Origin of the sequence: Anaerobium acetethylicum (assembly GCF_900096945.1) — a bacterium.
Classification (GTDB): Bacteria; Bacillota; Clostridia; order Lachnospirales; family Lachnospiraceae; genus Anaerobium; species Anaerobium acetethylicum.
Genome location: NZ_FMKA01000052.1, coordinates 1 through 15,077, shown reverse-complemented (window position 1 = coordinate 15,077; position 15,077 = coordinate 1). Strand labels below are relative to the sequence as shown.

The following is a 15,077-nucleotide window of genomic DNA, read 5'->3' as shown; positions in this document are numbered from 1 at the left end:
ATCAGGACGTGATGCAAAACATGTTCATTCGCAGCGCGCTCTCGCTTAGATGAAGACGTAGTGGTACGTAAGGCCGCAAAGTACGCGGCCTAAGTACCAACGTCTTCATAAAGCTGCTCATTGAATCATGTTTTGCATCACTGCGTGTTGGATGGCCAATGTGCAAATTGACGAAGCCGGACGTTGCGAGAGGGTTTTATCATGAAATAGTGCCTTTATACACGAGTGTTTTAATCAGTTTAAGGGAACGGGACAATTTGTGGTGCAAACATAGGAATCTAAATCAATTTGACACTCTAAACACAATAAAATATCAATATCATTCAAAAAGAGCGGGCAGAGTGCCCGCTCTTTTTGAAGCAGCGAAGCTGCTCTGCTACCAGTTTCGTCTAAAATTGGATTTTCGAAACTGAGCCGGCGTCACTCCGGCGTATTTTCTAAAGACCGCAGTAAAGTGGCTCTGCGAACAGAAGCCCAGATACTGGCTTATCTCTGAGATGCTGTATTCAGAGTGGCGGAGCAGGCTTTCGGCCTCGGAAATCCGTTGTTTCTGGATGAATTCCGTTATCGTATACCCGGTTTCGTTTTTAAAGACATGGCTGAGATAAGAGCTTGTAAATCCGGCCTGATCTGCAAGCTCCTCTAAGGTTATCCTGAAGTGCAGATGATTGAAGATGTAGTCGATCACCAGCTGGACAGGGGCTGATACGGCGGGAGACTGCTTTGCCAGGCGTACTCTCTGGGCAAAATCCAGATCCATCTGATGCTCTAATTCCCATATCTCCCCGGAAGTGAGGCATGCATCTGCTTTTTGGATATAGATGTCGCTGAGGTGATAAGCGTCTTCTTCCCCAAGGCCGCCTTCTATTGCAAACCGGGTCGCCAGGGTTATGCCTGCTACAAACGCATACATCTGTTGGCGTAAAGGATTGCGGGACATGCGCCCAATGTTCTCGGTAGTATGTATCTTTATCATTTCTTTTAGATTTTCAATGTCTCCGTTCTTGATCAAATTCATAAAACGAAGCTCCTCTGCATACTTGCCGTGTGCTTTTATATTTTCCCGGTTTTCGAAAATTTCTGAGCCTAAAGCTGATTCGATGTCGGGGTTGGGCGGACTGCTGCGGTCGGGCTGCCTGTGCATTGGAATTTCCTCCTATATGAAAAATATTGAATGTCTGTGACATAGTACTGAATAGCAATCTGTGGTTACTCTCTTGTAACCATTGTAATCCGTCCAAGGTGCATGGTCAATCAGAAAAACATAAAAGAATGATAAAAGTCTAAAAATAATGATAAACTTTGCGTTTTCGAAATGATATCTTTTACTTAAGGGAACAAGTTGATTCTATCAGAATACTGCAACTTGGCAGAGGTAAAAGAAAGGAAAGAAATCATGAATATAAAAGAAATCGTATCACAGATGACACTGGAAGAAAAAGCGGGGATGTGCTCAGGACTGGACTTCTGGCATACAAAACCGGTAGAGAGGCTCGGGGTTCCAGCAGTAATGGTAAGCGACGGCCCTCACGGATTAAGGAAACAGTCAGACGAAGCGGACCATTTGGGGATCAATGACAGTATCACGGCAGTATGCTTTCCGGCAGCCTGTGCGACTGCCTGTACCTTCGACAGGGAACTGATGCATGAAATGGGTGTGACTCTCGGCAAAGAATGCCAGGCGGAAAATGTATCGGTACTGCTTGGGCCGGCAGTAAACATCAAGCGTTCACCGTTATGTGGCCGTAACTTTGAATATTTGTCAGAAGATCCGTTTCTTGCAGGGGAACTGTCTGCAAGTTATATTAACGGCGTGCAGTCTCAGAATGTCGGAACATCGATCAAACATTTTGCTGCTAACAATCAGGAGCATGAAAGGATGGCAGGCTCATCTGAAATGGATGAGAGGACATTGAGGGAAATCTATCTGCCGAGCTTCGAAACAGCGGTAAAAAAAGCTCAGCCTTGGACAGTGATGTGCTCCTACAACCGTATCAACGGCATCTTCGCATCCGAGAACAAGAAGCTGCTCAATGATATCCTGAAAGAGGAATGGGGTTTTGAAGGGTTCGTAATGTCCGACTGGGGCGCTGTCAGCGACAGGGTTGCAGGAGTCATCGCAGGTCTCGAACTTGAGATGCCGGGAAGCAACGGAGTCAATGACAAGGAAATCGTAAAGGCTGTTCAAACCGGTATCATGGAAGAAGGAGTTTTGGACAAGGCAGTAGAGAGAATCCTGAATATCGTATTCAGGTTTGTGGAAAACAGGAAAATGGAAGTATTCGACAGAGAGGCAGATCATAAAAAGGCCGTCGAGATTGCAAAACAGTGCATCGTTCTTCTGAAAAATGACGGCATCCTGCCACTGAAGGAACAGGAGGAGAACGTGGCGTTTATCGGCGGATTTGCCGCAAAACCGCGCTATCAAGGAGGCGGAAGCTCCCATATCAATTCATACAAAGTCCCTTCAACAGTCGAAATGGCCGCAAAATACGGAACCATCAAATATGCGGAAGGCTTTTCGGCAGTAGAGGATAAGGTTGACGAAGCGTTATTAGCCGAGGCCGTTGAAACAGCAAAACATGCAACGAAGGTCGTTGTATTTGCCGGCCTGCCAGATCTTTTCGAATCGGAAGGCTATGACAGGACCCATATGAACCTTCCGGAATGCCAGAACAGGCTTATAGAAGAAATCCTGAAAGTCCAGAAGAACGTCATCGTTGTCCTTCACAATGGTTCACCGGTAGCGCTTCCCTGGGCAGACAGGGTAACAGCGATCGTTGAGGCATATCTTGGCGGAGAAGGAATTGCGGAAGCCATTGCAGATACCCTTTACGGCAAGGCAAACCCATCCGGAAAGCTGGCGGAATCCTTCCCGTTAAGGATCGAAGACACCCCTTCATACCTGAACTTCCCTGGAACAGGGAAAAAAGTATTCTACAGGGAAGGTGTATTTGTGGGATACCGCTACTACGACACGAAAAAAATGGATGTGCTGTTCCCATTCGGTTACGGATTGAGCTACACAAGCTTTGAACTTTCGAACTTTGCAGTAAGCAAAAAGAATATCCGGGAATCCGAAACCCTTACTGTATCCGCAGATGTTACTAATACAGGGGCTATGGCAGGAAAGGAAGTCGTGCAGCTTTATGTAAGGGATAATACCGGTGCGGCTGTACGTCCTGAAAAAGAACTCAAAGGCTTTGAGGCTGTATCGCTGCAGCCGGGAGAAACCAAGACTGTTTCCATGGAATTGGATAAGCGCGCATTTGCCTGGTACAATGAAGAAATCAATGACTGGTATGCCGCAACCGGCGACTATACGATCCTGGTCGGAAATTCTTCCAGGAACATCCTGTTTGAGGAAACCATAAGATTCGAAAGCGAGACGGAATTGCCTTTTGAAGTGACCAAAGACACAATGATCGGCGAAATCGTGAACCACCCGAAACTTGAGGAATATGTGAAGAAGAATCTGCTTCCCCTCGCAGCGTCCCTGACACAGAATACAGATGAAAGCTGGGCGGCCATGATGGAAGCGATGTTGAAATATCTGCCGATCCGTTCACTCAGAAGCTTCGATAATGTTTCGAATGAGCTTATGAATAAGGCAGTAGAAGAAATGAACGAATTGCTGAAATAGAAAAAATATGGTGACTGTTCAGTAGTCCTGAATAGTTATAAAATATGATTAACAATGAGGGCACCGAGTCTGAAAAGACCCGGTGCCCTCATTGTGTTCTGTTATTTCATTCACGGAAGAATTATCTGAAAATTAGTGGTGCAACATCTGTATAATCTGTTACAATTAAATTGGAAAACTTAACAAAACCCAAAATCAATTTTCAGCATGTTTAAAATGGATAAGTTGTAATCAGGATATTACCAGAACAGTGGGAAAAGCCATAAATCAAGCGCCCAGTCAGAAGGGAGTGTTAATAATGCAGCATGAAATCACAAAACCGGCAGTCCTTTTGGATAATAGCGGGAATCTGAGGGAGCCGGGATATGCTAAAAAGAATTTATTCGCTTATGACCGTTCGGATATTAAAGCCAGCAGATGGAGGATTAAAGAGTGGGATTATTATCTGATTGGCAATAACAGATTTGCGGTGGCATTGACCATTGCGGATAATTCCTATATGGGGCTTGATTCGGTCTCCTTTCTGCAGTTTGACGAACCTTGCGAGAAGACTGTAAGCTTTATGAAGCCGCTAAGCCGAGGGAGGAAGAATCTCCCACCGTCATCTGCAAAGGGCGATGCTGCCGCCAGAGGAAGGAATTACAGTATCAGCTTCCGTCATGAAAACACGGACCGGATTTTGGAATTTCATGTTGAAAATTTCGATGGAGAAAAACCATTTTATGGAAGACTTGTATTGAGCGATGAACCGACGGAAAGCATGGTGATAGCAACTCCGTTTGGTAAGAAGGCACATTTCTATTTCAACCAGAAGATAAACTGTATGCGTGCTGAAGGTAGAGTGAATTATAAAGGCAATGACTATGTTTTTGCGAAGGAGGACTCCTTTGGTGTGCTTGACTGGGGGCGGGGTGTCTGGACTTATAAGAATACATGGTACTGGGGAAGCGGATCTCGGCAGGCGGACGGCGTGCCTTTTGGCTTTAATATTGGATATGGTTTTGGAGATACCCAGGCTGCAACAGAGAATATGCTGTTTTATGACGGAAAGGCCCACAAACTTGGCAATGTAGCTTTTAATATTCCAGTCGACGAAAATGGAAAAGAAGAATATATGAAGCCATGGACGTTTACGAGCGATGACGGCCGTTTTGAAATGGAGTTTGTTCCGGTACTCGACAGGGCTTCCCGCACGAGCCTGTATGTCATAAAATCTGACCAGCATCAGGTGTTCGGACGGTTCACGGGAAAAGCGGTTTTGGATGACGGAACTGTGATTCGGATAAAAGACTTTCTTGGGTTTGCCGAAAAGGTTATGAATATGTGGTAGTGAGGGAATGCTTCTTATGATAGAAAAGTTGATTTTCTGACCAAATACAAAGGAGGGCTTTCATAATGGAAGAATATTTAATTAAGAATACCACAAGAGAACAGCGGGAAAAGATAGTCCGGGATGCGCTCGGCTGCGGCGGTGGCGGCTGTGAAAACTGTTCTGCCTGCGGAATCTACGGAGCAATAGATCCATATGAGATGTACCAGCCATATATAGATGGTGAAAAAGAACTTTCGGAGATTACAAAAGAGTTCCAGGCAAAATATATCAGGTAGAATACAGTTCATACAGAAGAAGGCTGAACAAGCAGATGGATAAACGGATAATACAGGATATATATAGGATATAAATGGTAAAAAGTGCGGATAGGAATTGAAAAATCATCATAAAGCGATTATACTTATATTCGGGTTTTATGCAGAATCAGCATAAAAACACTTTAAGGCACCAGATAGCTGAAACGTTGTCTGTAAATATCAATAAGCAGACCTCGGTTTGGAAACACCTGGTGACAAGAAACAGAATAGAAGGAATATGACATGGAATTTTTAAAACAGAAAAGACTGCTAGGGCAGGTCCGCAAGGCGGCTGCCGACTATAACATGATAGAAGAGGGAGATAGGATTGCGGTCGGCATTTCCGGTAAGGACAGCATAACCCTGCTGATCGCTTTGTGCCAGCTTCAGAAATTCTATCCGGTAAAATTTGGGCTTGAGGCAATCACCCTGACGCTTGGAATCGGAGAGACCGACCTTGCCTATACAAAGGATCTGTGCAGGGAGCTGGGGGTAAATTATACGGTCGTGGAAACACAGATCGGGAAAATCGTATTCGAGGAGCGGAAAGAAAAGAATCCCTGTTCCTTATGTGCGAACATGCGGCGGGGCGCCCTGAATAATACTGCTGCGGCTTTAGGCTGCAATAAGGTGGCCCTGGGGCATCACAGAGATGATGCGATTGAAACCTTTCTGCTCAGTACCCTCTACGAAGGCAGGTTTCATACGTTTTCTCCCGTTACCCATCTGGAGGATAAGGACCTTTACACCATAAGGCCTTTGGTTTATCTTCATGAAAAGGAAATCAAGGGTTTTGTGAATGCAAACGGGATACAGGCAATCAAAAATCCCTGCACGGCCAATGGAACCACAAAAAGGCAGTATATAAAGGAATTTCTGCATCAGATGCAGCAGGAGAACAGCCAGGCGAAGGACAACCTGTTTGGAGCTCTGCAGAAATCCGGGATTGACGGATGGTAAACGGGAGTTGAGAGGGCAGTGGAAGATGAAAGGGCACAGAAATTGAAAGTGGCGAAGCAGCTTTGCACTGTTGAATTTGCATATACAATAAAATGACTGAAATGAATGGAGCAGATTATGAAAATAGCAAAAGAAATAGCGATTATAATGGGGATCACCCTGATCAGCGAATACCTGAATAAGGCAGTGCCGCTGCCGATTCCCGCAGGTGTCTACGGCATGGTGATTCTTCTTGTCTGCCTTGTCGCAGGAGCGGTCAAACTTGAAAGCATTGAAACTAGCGGCAATAAGCTTGTAGAGCTGATGCCGATCATGTTCATTCCGGCCGGAGTAGGGTTGATCAACTACGTCGCTGAAATCAGGCAGTATCTTGTTCCGCTGGTCGCTGTGACGGTTGTTTCGACGGTAGTTGTTATGGGTGTTACCGGAAGAACTGCAGAATTTATTTTAAAGAAACGGAAAAGGGAGAAATAATCATGTTAGAAATTTTGTCGGGATCCGCTTATTTCGGATTTTTTATTAGTTTGTTCTGCTTTTTTACAGGAGTTTTCATACAGAAAAAGACTGGGCTGCGCATTATGAATCCGCTGATGCTGTCTATTATTATGGTCATTGCGATATTGCAGCTTTCTGGTATTGATTATAAAGCTTACAATCAGGGAGCGCAGATTATCAGCTATTTTCTGACCCCAGCTACCATATGCCTTGCAATTCCACTGTATAAGCAACTTCGCCTTCTGAAGGATAATGCGCTGGCGATACTGGTTTCGATTGTGTTTGGAACTGTTACGAGTATCGGATCCATATTTTTGATGTCAAAGCTGTTCGGGATGGACCATACTTTTTATGCAAGCCTTCTGCCTAAATCCATTACGACTGCAATCGGAATGGGAATCAGTGAGGAGCTGGGCGGAATCGTGACGATTACGGTTGCGGTGATTATTATCACGGGCATATTGGGAAATGTTATTTCCGATCTGGTATTCAAATTGTTCAGGATCAGTAATCCCATTGCGAAGGGGCTTGCTCTCGGTACTTCCGCGCATGCCATCGGGACTGCCAGAGCGATGGAGTTAGGGGAAATTGAAGGCGCAATGAGCGGCCTCTCCATAGCAGTAGCGGGTATTGTCACTGTTATTCTGGCGCCCATGGCTGCAAACTGGATAGGGTGATAATTGGTCAGTAGTCTGGTGCCATGAGGTGTTTTTATGCTGATTTCGCATGAAAAACCGAGCTCTGCATGATTTGCTGCCCTTAAAATGAAACGGCCGCCTGGAACTGGAATGTTCCGGCGGCCGTTTTCTGGTTATTCTGGTTTGAAAATCCGTTTCTGATTTAGTTATGGTAACTGTTCAGAACCCCTGTCTCGCGAGGTGTTTTTATGCTGATTTTGCATAAAAACCCGAGATATGCGTGCGTCAAATTGCTGGTTTTGCAATTTGTGTGCATCATCTGTGACTATGAAGGACGTAGTCCTGAATAGTTACTAGTTATGATACATATCCATATACGTTCCGTGTACCGCAATCAGTTCGTCGCACATTGCCTTGATATCCCTGATTGAAAGTTCTGCGGCAGTATGAGGATCGAGCATCGCTGCACGGTAGATGTCTTCTATGCGCCTGGTTCTTGCAGCTTCGATTGTCATAAGCTGGGCATTGACATTGGTCATATTCATGGATGCAAGCTGAACGGGCAGGCGTCCCACGTGGCATGGATGTATTCCGCTGCCGTCTACCAGGCATGGTACTTCAACGCAGGCGTCTGCTACCAGGTTGTCGATCAGGCTGTGGTTCAGTACGTTGCCACCGATTTTGTAAGGCGTATTGGTAACCATGGCTTCCATGATGAAGGATGCATATTCCTTGCTTCTTTCATGAGTGATTCTTCCATCTTTCAGAATGCTGTCGCGTTCTTTTTCCCATCCGGCAATCTGGTTCACGCATCTTTTTGGATATTCATCAAGAGGAATGTTGTATTCTTCTATGAGTTCGGGGTATTTTGATTTGATGTAGAAAGGGTTGTATTCGGCGTTGTGCTCGCTGGATTCTGTGCAGTAGTATCCGAAATTCTGTATATAGTCAAAGCGGACCATATCCTTATGCTTCTCGGAAGCGTTTTTCGCTGCAGCCCGTTTACGGATTTCAGGGTAAAGATCTTTTCCGTCTCTGTTTTTGATTTCCAGCAGCCATCCCATGTGATTGATGCCTGCAATCAATTCCTTGCGGTTCTCTATTTCGTGTTCCATCCCCAGAGATTTGAGCAGCTCTTCGGAGCATACCTGAACGCTGTGGCACAGGCCGATTGTCTTGACTTTGGTATAACGCTGCATATAGCCGGTCAGCATGGCCATCGGATTCGTATAGTTCAGGAACCATGCATCAGGGCACACTTCCTCCATATCATCGGCAAAATCCTGAAGGACAGGAATTGTGCGCAATGCCCTCATGATGCCGCCGATGCCCATTGTATCTGCGATAGTCTGCCGTAAGCCGTATTTTTTTGGTATTTCGAAATCGGCGATCGTGCAGGGATCATAAAGCCCGACCTGGATGGCATTCACTACAAAATCGGCATTGCGCAGGGCCTCTTTCCTGTTTTCGGCTCCAAGGTAAGTGGCTATTACAGCGCGGCCTTCGTTTACGTTTTGATTAATGGCCTCCAGAATGATTTTGGATTCCTGCAATCTGATCTGGTCGATGTCATACAGGGCGATTTCGCATCTGCATAATGCAGGCGTACACATGACATCTCCTAAAACATTCCGTGCAAACACGGTGCTTCCTGCCCCCATAAAAGTGATTTTGATCATAAAAAAACTCCTCTCTGATAGACTGCTATCAATCGATTTATACTTGTTACAGCACTTGCTACTGTAACTATCATATCATTAAAGGAGAAAAATCAAATGGACTGCTGTTGCATTTACTTGTCTTGATGTTGTAAAATTAAAAATATATTATTGATATTGTTGTTTCGGTGTTGTAAGAAGGAGGAGTTATATGATGCAGACAGCCAGGATTTACGATACGGATCTGGATTTTTTTCGAGCGCTGTATATCCATCAGGCGGGAGAAGAAACATGCGAAAAGGGTCATAGTTTCGGGCCGGCGGTCAGAGACCATTTTCTGGTACATATAGTTTTGGAAGGAAAGGGAATATTCCAATGTAATGGGAAAAGTTATGAGATTGGAAAAGGACAGGGATTTTTGATATTTCCAGATTTGGTCACCTATTATGCCGCTGATTGGACAGATCCATGGCATTACTGCTGGATCGGATTCAACGGCCTTGAGGCGGATCAGATTGTCAGGCACTGCAGAATCAGCAGGGAGCAGCCTGTATTTGAGATTGAGGATTATCAACGGGGAGCAGACTGCATCCGGTCTGTTCAGGAATTTGTACAGCCGGAGTCGAATCTTCTCTATCGTCAGTCCCGGCTGTATGAATTTTTTTCGCTGATTGAAGGACATGATGCTGTCCGGTATTCCGAAAAGCGCCTGGCCAGGATGACAGCTGCATATATCTCCAAAAATTTTTCCTACCCTGTTTCGGTTTCGCAGATAGCGGATTCCATGATGACTGACCGAAGCCATCTTTTCCGTGTGTTTAAAGCCCAATATGGAAAGTCCGTTCAGGAATATCTGCAGGAATACCGGCTGACCCAGGCTGTAGAACTTATGAAGGACCATGACATGACCATAACGGAAATCATGTATTCCTGCGGATTTCAGGATCTCCCCAATTTTTCGAGGCAGTTTAAAAAGCGCTATGGAGAATCACCCAGAGGCTTCTATAAGAAGTTGCAGCAGGAACAGCAGTAACGGGTCAGTCGTGCTTTACCATTCCGTTGTTATCCAGTCTTCTGGAGCGTCCGGTGACGTCGATTTTCTGATTACCAGCTTGTGTGGCACAATGACTTCCTTTGCATTTACATCTGCTGAATCTTTGGTCTCCATCTGCTCGAGCAGGACTGCGGCTGCCTTCTGGCCGATTGCGATTTTGTCGACGTCTACCGTAGACAGAGAAGGTTCCAGAATACTTGAAATGAAAGCATTATCATACCCGATGACTTTAATGTCGCCGGGTACTTTTTTTCCTGCCTCGGAAAGGGCCTTCAGTACGCCGACCGCCATCTGGTCGTTGGCGGCAAAAATTCCGTCTATGGAAGGATTGGCTTTCAACAACAATTTTGTATTCATGTATCCGCTCTGGTGGGTAAAGTCCCCGAAGGCAACCATTGTTTTTTCATTATAAGGAATCCCGCGTGATGTGACGACTGTTTTGAATGCATGCAGTCTGTCGGAGGAAACCTTGAGATAATCAGGGCCGGTTATGTGCCCGATATTTTTGCAGCCTTCGGAAAAAAGGTGTTCCACAGCGGCGGAAGATGCTGAAAAAGTATCTGTGAACACCGAGGTGACGTCATGCTTTGTGAAGTTACGCAAGATGCTGACAAGTTCGATCTTTTTGCTGGAAGCTGCGATCAGCTTTCTGATGCTTTTGAAATAGGCGTTTTCTAAATTTTCTGGAACCGAAGAGGTGAAGATGATCCCGTCCACTTTGTTTGCGATGAGTTTTTTGAAGCCCCGCTTTTCGTTGTGGATTGTGGAAAAAATATCGCCATTGCTGTGGCTGTCAAAAATGATGATATTATATCCGTGGCTGCTTAAGACTTCGTCGATAGCCCTTACGATATAAGGATAAAACAGGTCGCACATATTGGCAGTGATAATTCCTATGGTTTTGCTCTTTTTATTCTTCATGCTGTGTGCAATGGGATTTGCTTCGTAGTTCAATTCTTTTGCGGCAAAGAGTACCTTCGCCCTTAATTCTTCGCTTACAAATTTTGTGCTGTTCAGTACATTTGATACTGTCGATATCGATACGCCGGCAAGTCTGGCGACATCCTTTATATTACTCATAACATCCCCCTTGTTATCAGAAAAACAAAAAAACGTTTTTCTTTTAGAATAGTACAAATATAGCATAAGATATAAGAAAATGCAATGATATATATAGTATTTGCTCAAAAACATGTTTGAAAAATCAGATTATAAAGTGTGAAGATAACAAATATTTTGATAATAAAGAGCAAAATGCATAATAAAAGTACAAAAAGGGAAAAATATAACAAATAATAAAATGTGGAAAAAGAAAACAAAACAAGAAAAATTTTTCTGGATTTTGAGATTCGAAAAGCAGGAAATAAAGAAAAAATATACAATATAAATAAAAAAACAAGGGAAAATAGCCAGAAACAATGGTTGGATTATAAGAAAGTAACAAAATGGACGAAGTCAAAGAATGATGTTGACGGAAAAACGTTTTTTTGCTATCATTGGTTGTAGATATTGACAAAATAATTTGAGACTAAAATAATTACGAAATGAAAATGCCGGATATAAACATTCCTGGCAATAATTGAGGAGGAATACTATGAAAAAGAGCAAAAAACTGATTGCGCTGGCTCTTACGCTGACCCTTGCTTTCAGCATGCTGACCGGATGCGCTGGCGGAAATGCAGAAGGGGAAAAAATTATTGTAAGAGTAGGCCATAACCAGTCGACAGAACATCCAATCCACATTTCTCTGGTTGCGTTTGAGGAATATGTAGAGTCTGAACTTGGAGACAAATATGATGTACAGGTATATCCAAGCGAGCTTCTGGGTTCCCAGACAAACATGGTCCAGCTTACCCAGACAGGTGCGATCAACTTTTGTGTAGCAAGTAACTCGATCCTGGAAACCTTCGATGATGTATTCGAAATTTTCAACCTTCCATATCTGTTCGCAAGTCCTGAAGCATACCATGCAGTAATGGACGATGAGGAACTTACAGAACCAATCTATACTTCAACTGGTGAAGCCGGATTTGAAGTTGTGACCTGGTTCGATGCAGGTACACGTAACTTCTATACGAAAAACACACCTGTAAACAGCCCGGCAGATTTGAGAGGGTTGAAGATCAGGGTTCAGCAGTCTCCAACAAACGTAAAAATGATGGAACTCCTTGGTGGATCGGCAGCTCCAATGGGATTTGGTGAGGTTTATACATCGCTTCAGGCTGGAATCATAGATGGTGCCGAAAATAATGAACTTGCCCTGACCAACAACGGACATGGCGAAGTCTGCAAATACTACTCCTACGATATGCATCAGATGATACCTGACATGCTGATCGGAAATATAGAATTCCTTGAAGAGCTGTCAGACGAAGACAGGGCTGTTTTCGAAAAAGGATTTGAAATTGCAAACACGGTGGAACGCGAAAATTGGGAAACTGCCGTAGCGGAAGCGAAAGAGAAAGCAGAAACGGAAATGGGCGTAAACTTCCTTTATCCTGATCAGGAACCATTTAAAGAAGCAGTACTTCCAATTCATGAATCCACATTGAGCAGGAATGAAAAGCTGCAGGAATATTATGATATGATCCAGGAATACAATGTAGAGTATCCGGCACAGACAAACGGAGAGGAGGCTAAATAATGGCTGCATTAAGAAAAGTATTAAATTCGATTATGGCCGTTTTAAGCGGCGTCAGCTTTGCTGCCATGGTTATCCTGGTAGTATGGCAGGTAGTTACTCGCTATATCCTGAAGAACCCATCACCTTGGACAGAGGAACTCGTTTCCTACCTGTTTGCATGGATGGCCCTTTTCGGCGCATCATTGACAGTAAGCGAAAGAGGACATATGAACATTCCTGTCGTTGTTGATAAAATGAGCCCAGGTATGCAGAAGACAGCAGCGCTTTTTGCAGAAGCGGTCATATTTGCTTTCTCAGCAGTCGTACTGGTATGGGGCGGATTCTCCATCTCAAAACTTGCCATGGGACAGATGACATCGGCTTTGGGTGTTCCTATCGGCGTATTCTATTTTGCCCTTCCGGTCAGCGGGATCTTAAACATGATTTTCGCAGTTGTCAATATTTACGATATCTCAAAAGGCAATATTTCAGTACTGCCTCCTGATGAGAATGCAGCTGTTTTTGAAAATCTGGAGCAGTTCGAAGAACTCGGCAAAAAGAAGAAGGGGGAATAACAATATGGCAATGCAGGCATTAGCAATTATCTTAGTAGTATTGGCCGTACTGATGGTACTTGGCGTACCAATCGCATATTCCATCGGTATTGCTTCCTTAGTAGCAGTTTTACAGACTGTTCCGTTTGATGTATCTGTTGTTACAGGTGCCCAGAGAACGTTCGTTGGTATGTCAAGCTTCACATTAACGGCGATACCTTTCTTTATCCTTGCGGGTAACCTGATGAATCAGGGCGGTATCGCAAAGAAACTTGTAGACTTCGTTATGGCTATCCTTGGAAAACTTCCAGGAGCCCTTCTTGTAACAAATGTTGGAACAAACGCCCTTTTCGGCGCAATCTCCGGATCGGCTTCAGCAGCAGCAGCAGCAGTAGGAAGCATGGTAAAACCGGGAGAAGAAGAACTTGGATATGATAAGGAAATCAGTGCGGCAACAAATGCGGCATCTGCACCAAGCGGTCTTCTGATTCCACCAAGTAATGCCCTGATCACCTATTCGTTGGTATCAGGAGGTACCTCTGTAGCGGCATTATTCCTTGCAGGATATCTTCCAGGAATCATCTGGGCAGCATGCTGTCTCGCAGTAGCCCTGCTTATCGCTAAGAAAAAAGGATATAAAGGAACCCCGGGAAAATTTAGCTGGATGAATCTGTTAAAGGCAACAATCGCTGCAATCCCTTCGTTAGGATTGATCGTAGTCGTAATCGGCGGTATCATTGCCGGCGTATTTACTGCAACCGAAGGCTCGGCAATCGCTGTCGTCTATTCCCTGATTCTCGGTATTCTCTACAAGAACATCAACCTTAAGAATCTGTGGCAGATTCTTGTAGACAGTGCAAAGATGAGCGGTATGGTCGTATTCCTGATCGGTGTTTCCAATATCCTCAGCTGGGTTATGGCCTTCACGGGAATACCTCAGGCTATCGCTGCGGCACTGTTAGGAGTAACTGATAACTTTATCGTAATCCTGCTGATCATGAACGTAATCCTCCTGATCGCAGGTACTTTCATGGATGTTACACCGGCAATCCTAATCTTTACGCCATTATTCCTTCCTATCGTAAAGCAGTTCGGAATGCACCCGGTACATTTCGGTCTTATACTGGTGTACAACCTCTGTATCGGAAATATCACCCCTCCTGTTGGTAATACGTTGTTTGTAGGTATCAAGGTTGGTGATACATCACTTGCAAAAGTTATGCCGTATATGGTCAGGTACTATATAGCGATCCTGATCGGTCTGCTGCTGGTAACCTATATTCCGGCAATCAGCACTTATCTGCCAATGGCTGCAGGACTGATTAAATAACAGGTAACTATTCAGGACTACGTCCTTCATAGTCACACAGAGTGAAAGAAAAACACTTTCACTCTTAGCGTTTGTGATTTCACCTTTGCAAGCAAGTGAAACCACGGCACTTAATGATGCACACAAATTGCAAAATCAGCAATTTGGCGCACGCATGTCTCAGGTTTTTATGCAAAATCAGCATAAAAACACCTCGCGAGACAGGGGCTCTGAACAGTTACCATAATAGAACATATAAGATGCCCGTCCCAGATGATTACAGTCACCTGGAACGGGCATTTTTTCAATGTGTAAGATCAGTATGTCAAAAACCCTCTTGCAACGTTCGCCTTCGTCAATTTGCCCATTCGCCAACTATAAAACAGTGATACAAAACATGATTCAATGAGCAGCTTTATGAAGACGTTGGTACTTAGGCCGCGTACTTTGCGGCCTTACGTACCACTACGTCTTCATCTAAGCGAGAGCGCGCTGCGAATGAACATGTTTTGCA

The 15,077-nt window shown here is 44.4% G+C and carries 14 protein-coding genes; 11 read left to right on the top strand and 3 right to left on the bottom strand.

Annotated elements, in window-relative coordinates:
• Positions 1 to 376 precede the first annotated feature (376 nt).
• A complete protein-coding gene (locus tag BJR36_RS18745) occupies positions 377 to 1,144 on the bottom strand; it encodes a helix-turn-helix domain-containing protein (RefSeq protein WP_091236960.1) in 768 nt (255 codons plus the stop codon).
• A gap of 252 nt (positions 1,145 to 1,396) precedes the next feature.
• Here BJR36_RS18745 and BJR36_RS18740 point away from each other — a divergent pair, with 252 nt between their 5' ends.
• The 6 genes from BJR36_RS18740 (at position 1,397) to BJR36_RS18715 (ending at position 7,404) form a co-directional block, all read left to right on the top strand.
• On the top strand, positions 1,397 to 3,643 hold the full coding sequence (locus tag BJR36_RS18740) for a glycoside hydrolase family 3 C-terminal domain-containing protein (RefSeq protein ID WP_091236959.1): 2,247 nt from the start codon (positions 1,397 to 1,399) through the stop codon (positions 3,641 to 3,643).
• Positions 3,644 to 3,941: 298 nt separating this feature from the next.
• Positions 3,942 to 4,973: a DUF2804 domain-containing protein gene (locus BJR36_RS18735; RefSeq protein WP_242875670.1), complete on the top strand. Its 1,032-nt coding sequence runs from the start codon at positions 3,942 to 3,944 to the stop codon at positions 4,971 to 4,973.
• 65 nt (positions 4,974 to 5,038) lie between these two features.
• The gene (locus BJR36_RS18730; RefSeq protein ID WP_091236958.1) at positions 5,039 to 5,251 is read left to right on the top strand and encodes a hypothetical protein; all 213 of its coding nucleotides are present in this window, start codon (positions 5,039 to 5,041) and stop codon (positions 5,249 to 5,251) included.
• A 264-nt stretch (positions 5,252 to 5,515) separates the two neighbouring features.
• Positions 5,516 to 6,232 (top strand): tRNA 2-thiocytidine biosynthesis TtcA family protein, encoded by a 717-nt coding sequence (locus BJR36_RS18725; RefSeq protein WP_242875669.1) that lies wholly within the window; start codon positions 5,516 to 5,518, stop codon positions 6,230 to 6,232.
• A 117-nt stretch (positions 6,233 to 6,349) separates the two neighbouring features.
• Positions 6,350 to 6,706 carry a CidA/LrgA family protein gene (locus tag BJR36_RS18720; RefSeq protein ID WP_091236957.1) on the top strand — a complete coding sequence of 119 codons (357 nt, stop codon included), beginning with the start codon at positions 6,350 to 6,352 and terminating at the stop codon, positions 6,704 to 6,706.
• Positions 6,707 to 6,708: 2 nt separating this feature from the next.
• Positions 6,709 to 7,404: an LrgB family protein gene (locus tag BJR36_RS18715; protein ID WP_091236956.1), complete on the top strand. Its 696-nt coding sequence runs from the start codon at positions 6,709 to 6,711 to the stop codon at positions 7,402 to 7,404.
• Positions 7,405 to 7,718: 314 nt separating this feature from the next.
• Here the strand turns inward: BJR36_RS18715 and melA are convergent, their stop codons facing one another.
• Complete coding sequence (gene melA, locus BJR36_RS18710) at positions 7,719 to 9,044, bottom strand: alpha-glucosidase/alpha-galactosidase (RefSeq protein WP_091236955.1); 1,326 nt, start codon at positions 9,042 to 9,044, stop codon at positions 7,719 to 7,721.
• 190 nt (positions 9,045 to 9,234) lie between these two features.
• On the opposite strand from melA, the gene BJR36_RS18705 reads away from it, so the two are divergent.
• Positions 9,235 to 10,056 carry an AraC family transcriptional regulator gene (locus BJR36_RS18705; protein WP_091236954.1) on the top strand — a complete coding sequence of 274 codons (822 nt, stop codon included), beginning with the start codon at positions 9,235 to 9,237 and terminating at the stop codon, positions 10,054 to 10,056.
• 15 nt (positions 10,057 to 10,071) lie between these two features.
• Here the strand turns inward: BJR36_RS18705 and BJR36_RS18700 are convergent, their stop codons facing one another.
• Positions 10,072 to 11,157, bottom strand: a complete 1,086-nt coding sequence (locus BJR36_RS18700) for a LacI family DNA-binding transcriptional regulator (RefSeq protein ID WP_169823786.1) — start codon at positions 11,155 to 11,157, stop codon at positions 10,072 to 10,074.
• A gap of 222 nt (positions 11,158 to 11,379) precedes the next feature.
• On the opposite strand from BJR36_RS18700, the gene BJR36_RS20470 reads away from it, so the two are divergent.
• The 4 genes from BJR36_RS20470 to BJR36_RS18680 all read left to right on the top strand — a co-directional run bounded on the left by BJR36_RS20470 (position 11,380) and on the right by BJR36_RS18680 (position 14,584).
• The gene (locus BJR36_RS20470) at positions 11,380 to 11,583 is read left to right on the top strand and encodes a hypothetical protein (protein WP_091236952.1); all 204 of its coding nucleotides are present in this window, start codon (positions 11,380 to 11,382) and stop codon (positions 11,581 to 11,583) included.
• Between the two features lie 88 nt (positions 11,584 to 11,671).
• On the top strand, positions 11,672 to 12,721 hold the full coding sequence (locus BJR36_RS18690) for a TRAP transporter substrate-binding protein (protein ID WP_091236951.1): 1,050 nt from the start codon (positions 11,672 to 11,674) through the stop codon (positions 12,719 to 12,721).
• Complete coding sequence (locus BJR36_RS18685; RefSeq protein WP_091236950.1) at positions 12,721 to 13,275, top strand: TRAP transporter small permease; 555 nt, start codon at positions 12,721 to 12,723, stop codon at positions 13,273 to 13,275. The genes BJR36_RS18690 and BJR36_RS18685 overlap by 1 nt, the downstream gene beginning before the upstream one ends.
• A 4-nt stretch (positions 13,276 to 13,279) precedes the next feature.
• Entirely contained in the window at positions 13,280 to 14,584 is a 1,305-nt protein-coding gene (locus tag BJR36_RS18680) for a TRAP transporter large permease (protein WP_091236949.1), read from the top strand.
• Positions 14,585 to 15,077 lie beyond the last annotated feature (493 nt).

Coding starts and splice junctions, on each gene's coding strand:
- BJR36_RS18685 (WP_091236950.1), top strand. CDS start 12,721: ATGGCTGCATTAAGAAAAGTATTAAATTCGATTATGGCCGTTTTAAGC.
- BJR36_RS18690 (WP_091236951.1), top strand. CDS start 11,672: ATGAAAAAGAGCAAAAAACTGATTGCGCTGGCTCTTACGCTGACCCTT.
- BJR36_RS18730 (WP_091236958.1), top strand. CDS start 5,039: ATGGAAGAATATTTAATTAAGAATACCACAAGAGAACAGCGGGAAAAG.
- BJR36_RS18680 (WP_091236949.1), top strand. CDS start 13,280: ATGGCAATGCAGGCATTAGCAATTATCTTAGTAGTATTGGCCGTACTG.
- BJR36_RS18745 (WP_091236960.1), bottom strand. CDS start 1,144: ATGCACAGGCAGCCCGACCGCAGCAGTCCGCCCAACCCCGACATCGAA.
- BJR36_RS18725 (WP_242875669.1), top strand. CDS start 5,516: ATGGAATTTTTAAAACAGAAAAGACTGCTAGGGCAGGTCCGCAAGGCG.
- BJR36_RS18740 (WP_091236959.1), top strand. CDS start 1,397: ATGAATATAAAAGAAATCGTATCACAGATGACACTGGAAGAAAAAGCG.
- BJR36_RS18705 (WP_091236954.1), top strand. CDS start 9,235: ATGATGCAGACAGCCAGGATTTACGATACGGATCTGGATTTTTTTCGA.
- BJR36_RS18735 (WP_242875670.1), top strand. CDS start 3,942: ATGCAGCATGAAATCACAAAACCGGCAGTCCTTTTGGATAATAGCGGG.
- BJR36_RS18700 (WP_169823786.1), bottom strand. CDS start 11,157: ATGAGTAATATAAAGGATGTCGCCAGACTTGCCGGCGTATCGATATCG.
- melA (WP_091236955.1), bottom strand. CDS start 9,044: ATGATCAAAATCACTTTTATGGGGGCAGGAAGCACCGTGTTTGCACGG.
- BJR36_RS18720 (WP_091236957.1), top strand. CDS start 6,350: ATGAAAATAGCAAAAGAAATAGCGATTATAATGGGGATCACCCTGATC.
- BJR36_RS18715 (WP_091236956.1), top strand. CDS start 6,709: ATGTTAGAAATTTTGTCGGGATCCGCTTATTTCGGATTTTTTATTAGT.